The organism is Nocardia flavorosea (genome assembly GCF_015477805.1).
Classification (GTDB): domain Bacteria; phylum Actinomycetota; class Actinomycetes; order Mycobacteriales; family Mycobacteriaceae; genus Nocardia; species Nocardia flavorosea_A.
This window is the reverse complement of sequence record NZ_JADLQL010000004.1, coordinates 186072-199610: the sequence shown is the minus strand read 5'-3', so window position 1 is coordinate 199610 and position 13539 is coordinate 186072. Positions and strand designations below refer to the sequence as shown.

Here is a 13539-nt window from a genome sequence, read left to right as displayed (position 1 = left end):
GGAACCGCCGATATGACCCTTGTCCTGCCGCCTTTTCTCCCGCCGATGCTGGTGACCTTGGCGGCCGGCCATTTCCCGGAAGGCGATGAGGATGTCCTGCGCCACGATCTCGCCGACGCGGCATGGGACTACACGAAGACACAGCTGAACGTACTCGCCGACCTCCAGGCCGAGCAGGCACAGGCAGTCGCGGCGTCGGTCGTCGGAGAGGCCGGATCCGCCGCGGCCGAGAGAATGCGCGCTGCGGAGCAGAATCTGCGCGATCTCGCGGATTTCTGTGCAAGCCTTACCGAGCATGTGAAGACCGCCGCCCGCGATATCGAGTTCGAGAAACTCGTGGTGATCTTCACACTGTGCATACTCGCCGTGCAGCTGGCGTTGGCGGCGGCGTTTCCGGGTGGTGCTCTGGTAGCGCTGGCGCGGTGGATCACCGCGAAGAAAACCATTCAATCCGTCTACCTTCAACTGCTGGCGCGATTGGTGCTCAACGGGGCCGATATCGTCGGATCACAGCCGCTACTGGCAATACTGATGCGCGGCGGCGGGTCCGGCGCAATACAGGGCGGTGGGGCCGACCTGGTGGCACAGTCCTTACAGATCGGCGCCGACACCCGCGATATCGTTGACCGGCAGCAATTGCTCGTCACGACAGCAGCCGGGTTCGCCGGCGGAGTCGCCGGTGATGTAGCGGCTCGCTGGATGCAACCGCTGACCGAGGCCATGGGGCAGTTGGCCGGATCAGCTGTGGGCCGGAAAACCCAGTGGATGGTGGAACTGGCCGTCTCGGCCGGTGTCGGCGGTGCCGCGGGTGCGGTGGCCGGCACCGGCACGGCCGTGTTGATGGTGGGTGGCGATTTCGGCGATATCGAGCTGGCCCAGACGATGTACCAAGGTATCGGTGAAGGGCTTATCGGAGCCGCAGGATATGCGCTCCGGCCCCCGGCGACCCCGCTGCCAGGGCCCGTCGAGCAAGCATCGGTCGTGCCGGAGCTGTCCCAAGCGCTCGGCAACCACCGTGATTCGTACCCGCTGATCAGCTCGGAACCCGGAACCGAGTCGATGGTGAGTGGGGGCGTCTCGGGATCGGTTCCTCCGCTCGCCGTGCCGGAGCACAGCGTTCCCCGTTCAGCGGCGCCGGCATCGCATGATGTGAGCATTCCGATACCTGTGCACACGCCCCTCGCAATGGATATCGACACTCCAGCGGATTCGCCGACGGCGACTGCTTCGCGGTCCGAAAGTCTTTCGGCTGGAGAGATTTCGGACGAGTCGGCGGCCGCGGCGGCTGATTCGTCGCCGGCGGCACGGCAGGAGAGTACGCAGCAGCCTGCCCGACCGGCCGTGGTGGAGGGCGATCCGAATATTCGCGGAACGGCCGAGCAGTTACGTGACGGTGCTGCGGACCGGCCGCTCGATGCGCGGGCAGCAGACAGCGTCGCGACGGAACTCGCCACCCGGCCTCCGCTCGCGGAGCCGATTCAGGCGACCGCTTCGGAAACCGCGATTCCGCAGCGGGATATGCCTGCAGTGCCGCCGGAGCCGCGGGCACCCGACAGCACCGCGGACCGGCCGGAAATGTCACGTGATGTATACGAGTCCCAACCCGCAGCAAAAGGCGATCAGGTCGCTCCGCAATATGGGTATGCCACGCAGGAAAGCTCCGACGGGCTTGTGCTGCCCGTCGGTGTCGGCGAAGCATCGAATCCAGCGTCGCGGCCCACCCCGGCTGCCGTGCGGCCGAATCAGGGCCGGACGGCGGACTCCGCCGCCAGGACCGGCGGCACGAAGGAGAGCGATCATCCTCCCGCGCAGGCGGACACGCCTACCGAGGCCACTCCCACAGTCTTCGCTCCCCAGGATCGCACTCGGCAAAGGCCATCGAGCGACAGTGCTTCCGCCGCGGTCAGGCCGCCCGACCGCACCGAACCATCACCGGCAGCCGACCGCGGCCCGGACGATGCCGCCGCCCGGGATGATCTGATCACGTCCTCGCCCGAGGATGTGAAACTGTCCGCTGCGGTCGGCGAGTTCGACCCTCGGGGCGACGATGCAACAGCTTCCGGTGCCGACGATCCGGGTGACCAGGCGAATGGAGAAATCGGGGGCCGCTTCGACGAGTTCCGCACAGCCCCGGACATTGCGCCCGCCGACAAGTACGCCCCACTCGAAGACAGGGCGCATCTCGTCGCCGTACAGGATGCGCTGCGCGGCCCGGACGGTCGTACTCGCGTCCACGCCGATCCCTCGAAAAACCGCTACGGTCGGCTGATCAACGACGGCGGCATCACAAAACGGGGCCGCTCGAACAACTGCGTACAACTCGGTATCGACGCGATTCTCTCCTACTACGGGCGTTCTGCGGTCAGCCTGCCACGGATCGTCCGGCCGCGACCCGCCAACGGCAACGAGGACGTTCCCCTCGGGGAGCCGTGGAAGCGTCTCGAGGAATGGACAGGTCAGCTCTTCCGGCCTCCGTCCGATGCGGTGACCGTTGCGGACCAGTTCGATCACCTGCATGCCGAGGTAGCCCGGATGGGGCCGGGCTCAGCGGCCTTGGTTCATGTGCGTTGGGAGACGCCGGCCGTCGATGAAGAACCCGCCCAGCGCGACGGACACATTCTCGAGCTCGTCTACCCGGAGGGTGCTGCGAAGCCGGTGTGGTGGGACGCGCAGTCGGGTGAAACCTGGGATAGCCCACCGAGCGTCTGGATCGAACACAGCGACGACCTCTTCTACATTCCGATCACCCAGGAACAGGGTGCCGATCTCGCCGCCGCCGCGAGCCCGGACGAAGCCCGGTACGACTCGAATATCGGCCGTGGTGCAACTGTCCGATGGGCGCCGGATACTGTCCTGGCGGAGAACAGGAGAGGATCGTTCGCTCTGGCCGCAGGTCGTCCGACCGGGGCCTCCGGACAAGCTCGGGGTGGTGACGGAGCTCGACAGAAGCCGAATTCGGATGGTCCCGAGAACCTCTCGCAGCCAACGGATATCGGCGCACTGCCCGAACCTGCCGACTACTCTCCCACCTACTCCGGGTTCGGCCGCTGGCTCCGAGATGCTGTCGGCGGACTCGGTATGGACGAGGTGCAATTTGCCGCCGCGGCGGGCGTGAACACAGAGGTTGTACACAGATGGCTCGACGGCAGCGGACACCCGAGTCCGGCTGTAATGCAGCGTTTGCGTGACGATTCGGGCCTGCCTGCCGATACGCTGCAGGCCGCTGTCGAGCGTTTCGGCCTGCGTGATTCCAGCGGCACTCTTTACCAGCTGGATACGACATTCGACGCCGCTCTGGATCCGCGCCGGTTCTCGGAGACCGGTGCGAAGCTCGGTAACTGGCTGCGAGCGACAATGGACAACCGCGGCAAGACCGCTTCGGATCTCGCGCAGGCACTGGGAGTAAGTGTTCCCACGGTGGAAAAGTGGTTGCGCAACGAATCACCCCCGAATCTCGAAAACCAGCGCCGGTTGCGTGAGAATCTCGGAATTCCGGGTGATATCTGGGCGATCGCGCTAGAAGAGTTCCGTATTCGAGGAGAGGGGGCTCGGCCGGCCCGGAGCCGGCGTCCACCGGAAACCGGCGAACCCGGCCCCGAGCAGCCCATGCATGGCCTCGATGAACGCAGGGCCGAAGGTCCCGCGACCGAAACAGTGGCCAGCATCCGGGATATCGACGCGAGCAATGCGAATACGGTGCGCACCATGTTGGGCCTGTGGCTGACCTCCTGGACGCCGGACCCCCAGTATGTTCGCGAGATCGCCGATGCCGTGGCCGCAACGGTGGCTGCCACCGCAGGCTCTGTGGAACTCGTCGTCACATCACCGGGCCCGGCCGGAGAGAGCGGTCTACGGGATATCGCAGTGATCGAATCGTTCACGGGAACGGTCGACAGTCGATCCGAGACAGTATGGCGGCTGTCTCGGGAACCGAGTGTGGTGGAGCGAGCCGTCGCCGAAGCAGGGCACTCGCCCCTTGCCTGGGAGATAGGACACGGGCGCGACGCACGTGACGCACAAGCCGAGGACACCGAAGTGGACCGGCAGGAGGCCCGGGTTCGGAAACAGCTACGCGCCGAGCATCCTTGGATGACGGCTGATCAGATCAATGCGGCCGCCGCGATGTTCGCAGAGACATATGCGCGAGGTTTGGTCGATTCGCCGGATCCCGCGGGCCGGGTGACAATCGAGTCGACAGCCGAAGGCCCCCGTGGCCGGGGTATGCGTCTGACAGTCGAGACTACTCTGTCCGAAGGACGCGCAGTACATCTGTCACCGTGGTACGGCGACCGCCCCGCTACCGAATCCGCGGGTTCTGGCAGTCCGGCAGCAGCAGGGCCCCACTTTCTGGCCCGAGCCGATGCGAACGGCCGCAGTGTCGAACTGGGCACGGAGAGCCGGACCGTAACTCACTGGTTCGAAATCCATCACGGCAGTGCACGGCAGGCGCTTACGGATGTGGGGCCGTCCCCCACGAGCGGTTCCGATCGGCCGCCCTATCGCGGCCTACCCGAACCCGGAGGTAGCGGCATATCGCGCCGGGACCCGAATATCTCGGACGAAAGGGAGACAGGCGGCGGTGCCGTGGGCTTGCCGGGAACAGACCCCGGCGCAGGAAACCTGGGCCCGCCTCGTGACGATGGCCCACCGTTCTCGCAGCCCGATTCCGGTGCCGGTGAGACTTCCGATCGCGGCGTTGCCCCTGGACCGCCGAATGTCTCCGACGATGCGGCGGGCGGTCGATCGGGTCGGGGCCCGGGCGTCGGCGAGGGGTCGCCCGCCCTAAGGACCGCGCAAGCCCGGACACTGCGCATGTCCTGTCGGACCCGCGCACCGGAAGGGGGAGTAGCACTCGTTGTGGACGGACGCAACCGTTCCGAGAACACTGTCGACCGACCTGCCTACCAAGCCCGGCGATTCGATATCGACGGATCACCGGTGGTGGTCGCCGATGTGTTCGTCCATCTCACGCCGAACCTCACAGCCTCCGCTCATGAGAAAAATGCAGTGCTGGGCAATGTCCGGGTAGCGGTCGACAAGATACTCAATGCCTCGCCGGCGGCGCGGCTGCCGTCCGGTGAACGGTTGGTGATCGACGTAGTCGATACGGAAGAGCCCGCGGACGGCCATTTGCTGGTGTGGTATGGACAGCCGGGGTCGGGCCCGGACTTGTGGACCAGCGACGACGATGCCCGCGTGATTGTCGACAGGGTGCGGCGACAACTGGGCCTGCCCATTACGCCCGCCGGGGACGAGCCCGGCTTCACCGGCGACGACATGCACACTCTGGCAGAAGATCTCGCCGCCGCCGCGGCTGGGCGAAACGATTCGTTGTCCGCTACGCGGGTGATCGGTCCGGGTGGTCTCGGGCTTCTCGAGAAACGCGGCCATCAGGAGAGGGTGGAGGAAGCGCTCCGCGAAGGCGACCGGTACGCCGTATGGGCGGACCCCATGGAGAACCCCTACGGGAAACTGATCAACGCCGGCGGTTTCGGGCAACCCGGTCGCAACACCAACTGTGTCGACTGTGTGGTGGCGGCCCTGGACTCGTTTTTCGGCCGCCCCACAGTGGCGTATCCGCGCTGGATCGATCGGGCTGTCTCCCTGGATACAGCTGTGGGCGAACACCGAGGCGCTCAACGCATCGCTGGAGCGGTCGGGCGAGAGTGGTACGTACCCGAACCGGACTCCGGGACAGTCCGGGATCAGCTCGAAGAGCTGCATCGGCAAGTCCGTCGAAGCGGCCCGGGTACAGCGGCCATCATCAGCAACAGATGGCGTGAGGACGACGGTGAGCCGGGCGCGAGCCATGTGTCACTGCTCGTGCATCCGAAGGGGGAATCGGGCCCGGTCTGGTGGGATCCGCAGAGCGGCGAGTTGAGTCGCGAGGTTCCCGAAAAGCTGGCTGAGCATTCGCTGTCGGTGAAGGCCATCACGGTGCCACCCGGAGCGGATCCGTTCAGCGGCCGAAATACGGATACGTCCGTGTCACATTCACCAGAGTACGTGCGTGACGAGCGCGTACTTTCCGAGAAACCGGATTCCGCCCCGGTGCCGCCTGAACCTTTCAGCGAAGAGGTTCCGGTGGTGTGGGAGGACGACGTGGCGGTCGTCCGGCTCAGGCCGAGGCCGGTCGAACCCGTGAGAGTCGAAGACTCGGAGGGGCATCACTCGGGCAGTGATCACGCTGATGCATTCCCGTCGAGTTCCGACCTCGGGCGACCCGACACGATCGTTTTCGATTCGGCCGAATCGGTACGTGCTTATGCGCAGGAACACTGGTATGACGGTACCGAAAACCATAAGCTGTTGAATACTTACGTCACCGAGGGCTCGGCGATCAACCACTACCTGCGCGGAAACCCCGATTGGCGGAATCACACTCGAAGGCCCTGGTCGGAGGCCGATGTCGATTCCATCGTGGAGCAGATCCGCGTGATGATGAAGCCGTTGCCGGATGCGGTGGTGGTGCAGCGCAGGGTGAAACCCAATCGTTTATCCGCTCTCCGCGAGGGGGATACGGTGGAAGAGTCGGCGTTCCTGTCGACCACGCCGGATCCGAATGTGCCGGTTTATCTCGAGCATATGCCCGGTGTACTTCACTTGACGGTCTCGGCCGGAACCCCGGTTGCCTTCCTGCGAAACGGGGACGATAACGAGATACTGCTGCCACCGGGCATTCAGTGGCGCGTCACCGACATAGTGGAGACGGATGAGAACGTGCGAGTGCACGGTGTCGTCGGCGGTGCCGAAGAAATAACGAATACGCCGGATCCCGGCGGATCATCCTTCCCGGGCCCTGCTGAGCATTCTTCGTTCGGAGACTGGCTGAAGAGTGTCAGGTCGCATTTTGGATTAAGCCCGAAGATGTTCGCCGTAGAGGTAGGAGTAGCTACTCGCACTGTTTATAATTGGGAGTCCGGCAGAATACCTCGGCACGGTCACCTGTTGTTGATAGATCGGCTGGAAAGGATGCCGTCCGGGGCGCTGCAGGGCGCGCTGGATCATTTCGGGGTCAGGGATAAGACAGGTAATGTCGTCCAGTTGGATTCGAGTCACCTGTTTTCGAATCATGGCAGGTACGATTCGTTCGGTTCGTGGCTCCAGCGCGTCCGCGAAGACCACCTGGGTATGACTGCTTCGCGGCTGGGCGCACGGATAGGAGTCGCTGCGTCGACTGTGAATTACTGGGAGGCGGGCGAAGTACCCGGTCGCCGGAACTTGTTGGCGTTGGACAAGCTCGAGGGGATGCCTTCCGGAGCGTTGCAGGCAGCCTTGGATCACTTTCGCATCCGCGATACCGACGGAAATCCGGTGCAGGTGTATCCGGGTCGTGGTTTGAAGGATTTCTCCTACTTTCCTTCTTTCAACGACTGGCTGGCCGGTGTGCGAGTTCGCCTGGAGTTGACTCAGGCGGAGTTCGCCGCCGAGTTGGGTGTGGGTGTTATGACGGTGATTCGTTGGGAGTCCGGCAGAATACCGCGGCACGGCCATCTGTTGTTGATAGATCGGCTGGAAAGGATGCCGTCCGGGGCGCTGCAGGATGCGTTGGATCATTTCGGGGTCAGGGATAAGACAGGTAATGTCGTCCAGTTGGATTCGAGTCACCTGTTTTCGAATCATGGCAGGTACGATTCGTTCGGCTCCTGGCTCCAGCGCGTTCGCGAAGAACATTTGAATACAACGCAAGATGCTCTCGGAGAAGTGATCGGGGTGACCGGCTCGGTTGTGAGGGACTGGGAATCGGGCAAGATGGTCGATCGCAGTAACTTGTTGGCATTGGACATGCTCGAGGGGATGCCTTCCGGGGCGGTTCAAGCGGCGTTGGATCATTTCCAGATCAAGGATAGTTCGGGGAAGGTAGTCCAGCTCTACGATGTGGTGATCGGTGACTCCGATTCGGTGGCGCGTGTGGTGCCCTCCCCGGAAATTTATGCACCTGATGACTTCTCTTCCTGGATGGCAGACAGTATTTCTGCGTTAGGGATGAGTTACAGGGATTTCGCCGATGCTGCGGAAACTCGGTCCTGGAACTTGAATACTTGGATAAAACGCGGAATGAAACCGAGAACAGACGCTTTCTTTCTTTCGTTGCATCGCAATATCGGGGTTCCGCTAGAGGTTCTTCAGCAAGCTGCGGACAGATTCGGCTTGCCCGGTCGCGATGGAGAGTTTTACCTACCGGACCTCGATGATCCCGACCCGCGGGAACATCCTTTGAACCGTTGGCTGCGGAAGACGAGGCAGTTTCATGGACTGACAAAGGAGGAACTAGCGAACCGTATCGGTGTGCAGCCTCTGGAGATTCGGCTTTGGGAAGGTGATTCCGCCACACGGCCGACCATGCGTAATCTTCGCAAATTTTGTCACGCGGTAGGCGTGCCGGCAGAGTTGATACGTTCGGCGATCGAAAATTATTACACAGGGCAGGGTGGGGCCCTGGGGCGAGAAGATCGCGATACCCAAGAAGTGGAGGATTTATTCTGGTCCGTCCTTGTTGCTGCCCCCGCTTCTTCCCATGAGGCATTTATTCGGGACCGTATCTTCGAAGAATACAAGTGGCAGAAGTCCGATGGTGAATATGTTTCGATCGAGGAGATTGTTCGGAGGGCTGTCGGCCGGGCAACCTGGGTCTCTGGCGATGGGGCGAGAGCGGAGGACGTGGCGCAGGATCTCCGAGAAGTTATTCTCGATAGAATTACTCTACACAACCCCTTGCGTGGAACCTTCGTGGCCTACGCCGTCGGTACCGCCAAATCTTGGTTGAAGGGAGAGTATTTCCGGTTCATGTATCCCGATCTGTCAAGCGCGGATAGGGACCGTGTGGCACGGGTCAGCGGTGCGGTTTCAAGGCATTCCGAAGGCGATGGAGCGGTGCCCGATGCCCGGGAATTGGCTGCTGAGTTGGGGATGCGGCACGAGGATGTCGAAGCGGCGTTGCAGCTGATGCATGGACGCGGAAGCGCCTCGGGCGGACTGGCTTTCGAGGATGGGCGAACACGTCAGCTGGATGTCGATGTCGATGCGTTTCGGCGGGTCGAGTTGGATACGGTTGTCCGTGAAACCATGGCACAGGCTCTGGAAAGGGAATTTCCCGGCGATGACCGCGTGAAAGATTTGGTAGAACTCTGCTTCATACACCAAATTCCTGTGACGGAATCCGCGGCTCACCTGGGTATGCAGCCGGATATGGCAGCGCGAATTCTGGCCGAAGCTCGGATCGCGCTTCGCGGTGCCTTCGCTGATCAAGATCCCCACGACAGCGCCGATCCGGATGGTTTCTCGAACCCCGGCGCCGGATACGACATCGGTGAGCCACCGAGTGGACAGCCGACCACTGATGATTCGGCCGGCCCCACAGCGCAACCCCGAACCTCGGCAGGTGATGCGTCCTGGCGCGGGTCGACTCCGTGGAGCCGGAAGATGCTTGCGAGCCCGGGGGAGCAGGTGCCCGGGTCCGAGAGTCACGCGGCGATAGCCGGAGTGCCGGCCGAACCGGACGACACCCCGCGGGTTTCGACGACTCGGGGTCGCTCGTATACGGTGCCGGATCTGTCTGCGGTCGCACCGCTCGGGGAGTTGCTTCGCGTTGATCCCGAAGTTGCCGATGATCACGAGCTGACCAGTGCGTTGAAGGGACTCGAGCAGCAGTACGGGCCTTACCGGTTGACCGATATCGCCGCAATGTATATGTCGCCGGTGAAAATCGGCGGTTATCCCAGCTCGGGGATCTACATGTCGGGTCGTATCGTAGATGAGAACGGGACTGAGGTCGGTTTCGTGCAACGCAATTTCGAAATCGACGAAAATGATGCAATTGTGGCAAATCACGAACTTTTCAAGTTGGAAGAACATGCGCGACGGAAGGGGTTTGCCGGTGTGTTCTCGACGGCCATCGAAAACTATTATCGCAGATGTGGAGTGGACCGAATCGGTCTGCTCGCCGCCGACGAGGACGGGGGACTGGTCTGGGCGAGGGCGGGGTATGACTGGGACCCTGACCAGATCGATGAGTGCATCGAGGACATCGGCATACGGATCGCCGAGGTGCGAGCGGTTTCGACGCCCCGCGATCAGCAGGTTCTGGACGAGATACTGGAAAGGTTGGAAGGTCCTGTCGAGGATATGCCTACACCACGAGAGATCGTGCTGTTGTCGGGAGACGACCCGAAGCTCGGCGAATCGGTGATGAAAGGTTCGGTATGGCACGGCATGAGAAAGCTGTGAAGGTATCGCCCGAGGTGCGCGAATTCATCCGGCAACGCAGTAAGGCCATGGGCGATCAATTCATGGAATTCGTTGAGGATCGCGAACTCGATATCGATATGGAATCGTGGCCGGCCGCCGACCGGCTGGAGTTCGAGGCTCGGTCGCGCCTGCTGGTCGAACAGTGGCGGACCAAAGCAATGGAGCTTCGGCGACCGGGCAACTGACTCGTGCAGTCGAGAAGTAGCGCCGGTTCGGCGGGTGCATTCCGGCAGTATGGGACCGCGCGAAATGATCGGGACTTCGTCGGGCAGGATGGTGTGCGTGATCCTGCGTCGTGACCCCACCGGTTCGGACGTATCCGCGTCCGCGACCGCCCGCACCATCCGACCGCCGTCACCCCACCCTTCCGGGGCCCGTCCGCCGGAGATCCCTGCGGAGCTGGTGCCCAGGCATGTCGCGCTGGTGATGGACGGCAACGGTCGCTGGGCGCAGGAGCGGGGGCTTCCACGGACAGCGGGGCACGAGAAGGGCGAGGCCGTGCTCATGGACACCGTCGAGGGGTGTATCGAGATCGGGGTGAAGTGGCTGTCGGCGTACGCGTTCTCCACCGAGAATTGGCGGCGCAGCCCTGAGGAGGTGCGTTTCCTCATGGGCTTCAACCGCGATGTGATCCGGCGGCGGCGAGACGAGATGCACGAGATGGGGGTGCGGGTGCGCTGGGCGGGGCGGCGACCGCGGTTGTGGCGCAGTGTGATCAAGGAGCTCGAGGTCGCGCAGGAGCTCACGCAGGACAACACCGTGATGACCCTGACCATGTGCGTGAACTACGGTGGCCGTGCCGAGATCGCCGATGCCGCCCGGGAAATCGCGCGGCGGGTGGCGGCAGGCGAGGTGGACCCGGAGAAGGTGAACGAGGCCATGCTCGCCCGGTACATGGACGAACCCGATATGCCCGATGTGGATCTTTTCCTGCGGCCCTCGGGGGAATACCGGAGTTCGAATTTCCTGATCTGGCAGTCCGCGTACGCGGAGTTCGTCTATCAGGACACCTTGTTCCCGGATTTCGACCGCCGCAACCTGTGGGATGCCTGTATGGAGTACGCGCGGCGGGATCGCCGGTTCGGTGGTACCAAATGACCTCCGATGCGGATTCCGGTGCCGTGACCTCCGAGATCGAGCTGAAGGCGCGCGCCGGCGCCGGCCTGGGTCTACACGATATCGATGTCCGGGTCGATACCGATGGGTCGCTGCGTTTCGATTTCCAGGGCGCGCTGTGTTCGCTGAGCGCGTTCACGCTGACACCCGGTCTGGAAGTGCTGTCGCTGACCTGTGTGCTGGCCTGGGATCGCCCGCTCAAACCGCAGTTGCACAAGCGGGTGGCCGAGCGTAATGCCGCGCTGCAGTTCGGGTCGATCGCCGTGATCGCGCACGGGAAGCTCGCCGATGTGATCCTGCGCTACACCTTCCCGGCGGCAGGGCTGGACGATCAGGCGCTGACCACCATGCTGTTGCTGGTGCTCAGCGGTGCGGGTGAGGCGCGTCAGGGTTTGCTGCCCTGATCGCCGGATCGATCCGGTGGTCCGTAGGGCAGGAGCGTGGCGACGCCGCGTATGTACTGATCCCGGTCCACCTCGCCGATGATCAGGTGCTGTAGGACATAGCCGGGTAGCAGACCGAACAGTGCGGCCGTAACGGCGTCGAGGTCTGCGTCGGCGGGGAGCCAGCCCTGCTCATGCATCCGTTCGACGTAGGCGCGCCACATCGCCCGGATACCGGTCATGGTCCGGCGTACGGGTTCGGCGGCGTTGTCGTCGATCAAGGCCAGTGACCAGGCCTGCGGGGCCAGCCGTAACCGGCCTTCCGGGCCGGTTTGGGCGTCGATCCAGGTAGTCAGATGGGCTACCAGTTCTGCCGGGGGCGGGAGGGGGTCGCGGCGGATCACCTCTTCCATCCGGGCGCGGATATCGCCCGCGGCGGTGGAGGCCAGCGCGACCACCAGTTCGTCCTTGCCTTTGAAGTAACGGTAGACGGCCCCGGCCGACAGGCCCGATTCGTTGAAGACGTCCTGCATGGAGGTCTGGTGGAACCCTTTGCGGACGAAGCAGATCCGGGCGGCGTCGAGTATCTGCTGCCGGCGGCGTTCCAGGTGTTCGTCACTGACTCGGGGCATACCCCAAACTAAAACGAATATTCGTTCTTGACAAGTTGCGGCACCCGATGGGACGGTGGGCTCATCGTTAAAAAGAACGAGCCTTCGATTTCTGGGAGAACGTCATGAACGTCATCCAGCGCGCCGTGGCCATCGGGCTGGGCGCGGCCCTGCTCCAAGCGCTGATGCTGATCGCCTTCGCCTGGCCGGCGACCAATATCGCCCCGCGCGACCTGCCGCTGGCCGTCGCGGGGCCGCAGGCCGAGATGGTCGAAACGCGGTTGGCCGGGCAGAGTCCGGGTGCCTTCGAACTGACCGTCGTGCCCGACGAGGCCGCTGCCCGGGCGGCCATCGGCGACCGCGAGGTCTACGGCGCGATCGTTACCGGCAACGGGGCGCCGCGGATGCTGGTCGCCTCCGGTGCGAGCCCGGCGGTGGCCCAGCAGCTGACCCAGATCGGTCAGCAGATGTCCGGAACGCCGCCCGTGCAGGTCGAAGATGTGGTCGCCGGTGACCCCGACGATCCGCGTGGCGCCGGTTTCGGTGCCATGGCCTTGCCGCTGGTGATGGCCGGAATCGCCGGGGGAGTGCTGCTGACCCTGTTGATCCCCTCGGCGACCGGGCGGATCGCGGGGGTGTTCACCTTCGGTATCGCGGGCGGTCTGCTGAGCATGCTGGTCACCCAGACCTGGCTGTCCATCGTGCCCGGGCCGTATCTGGAGCTGTCCCTGGTGGCCGGCCTGGTCTCGTTCGCCGTCGCCGGCGCCGTCACCGGTCTGGCCACCGTGATCGGTCGCGCCGGGATCGGGATCGCGGCCCTGGTGATGCTGCTCATCGGCAATCCGTTCTCCGCCGCAACCTCGGCGCCGGAACTGCTGCCGCAACCGTGGGGGACGATCGGCCAGCTGCTGCCCCCGGGCGCCGCGGCCTCACTGATCCGTTCGGTCGCCTTCTTCGACTGGGCGGGCGCGCAGGGTCCGCTGCTGGTGCTGATCGGCTGGGCTGTGCTGGCGCTGGTGCTGCTCGGCGCCGGAGTCCTGCGGGACGGCCGTCGTTCCGAATCCGTGGAGGATGCGGGGGCGGTACCGGTCCCTGCCTGACCCGGCTTTTCGCGAACGATGCGGCCCGCTGTCCGGTCGACGGACAGCGGGCCGCGTTTGTGCGGTATCACCCGCTCGGGT

The 13539-nt window shown here is 63.9% G+C and carries 6 protein-coding genes; 5 read left to right on the top strand and 1 reads right to left on the bottom strand.

What is annotated here, in order from left to right; all coding sequences use genetic code 11:
- The first annotated feature begins 12 nt into the window (after window positions 1-12).
- From IU448_RS19580 to IU448_RS19565, 4 genes are all read left to right on the top strand, one after another.
- On the top strand, window positions 13-10227 hold the full coding sequence (locus tag IU448_RS19580) for a toxin glutamine deamidase domain-containing protein (protein WP_195057116.1): 10215 nt from the start codon (window positions 13-15) through the stop codon (window positions 10225-10227).
- The gene (locus IU448_RS19575) at window positions 10203-10433 is read left to right on the top strand and encodes a hypothetical protein (protein WP_195057115.1); all 231 of its coding nucleotides are present in this window, start codon (window positions 10203-10205) and stop codon (window positions 10431-10433) included. Before IU448_RS19580 ends, IU448_RS19575 begins: the two co-directional genes overlap by 25 nt.
- 97 nt (window positions 10434-10530) lie before the next feature.
- Window positions 10531-11346, top strand: a complete 816-nt coding sequence (locus IU448_RS19570; RefSeq protein WP_416383025.1) for an isoprenyl transferase — start codon at window positions 10531-10533, stop codon at window positions 11344-11346.
- The gene (locus tag IU448_RS19565; protein WP_195057114.1) at window positions 11343-11768 is read left to right on the top strand and encodes a hypothetical protein; all 426 of its coding nucleotides are present in this window, start codon (window positions 11343-11345) and stop codon (window positions 11766-11768) included. Before IU448_RS19570 ends, IU448_RS19565 begins: the two co-directional genes overlap by 4 nt.
- Here IU448_RS19565 and IU448_RS19560 read toward each other — a convergent pair.
- Window positions 11750-12379 (bottom strand): TetR/AcrR family transcriptional regulator, encoded by a 630-nt coding sequence (locus tag IU448_RS19560; RefSeq protein ID WP_195057113.1) that lies wholly within the window; start codon window positions 12377-12379, stop codon window positions 11750-11752. The two genes, IU448_RS19565 and IU448_RS19560, sit on opposite strands and share 19 nt — an antisense overlap.
- Window positions 12380-12483: 104 nt before the next feature.
- On the opposite strand from IU448_RS19560, the gene IU448_RS19555 reads away from it, so the two are divergent.
- On the top strand, window positions 12484-13458 hold the full coding sequence (locus IU448_RS19555) for a hypothetical protein (protein ID WP_195057112.1): 975 nt from the start codon (window positions 12484-12486) through the stop codon (window positions 13456-13458).
- The last annotated feature ends 81 nt before the right edge of the window (window positions 13459-13539 follow it).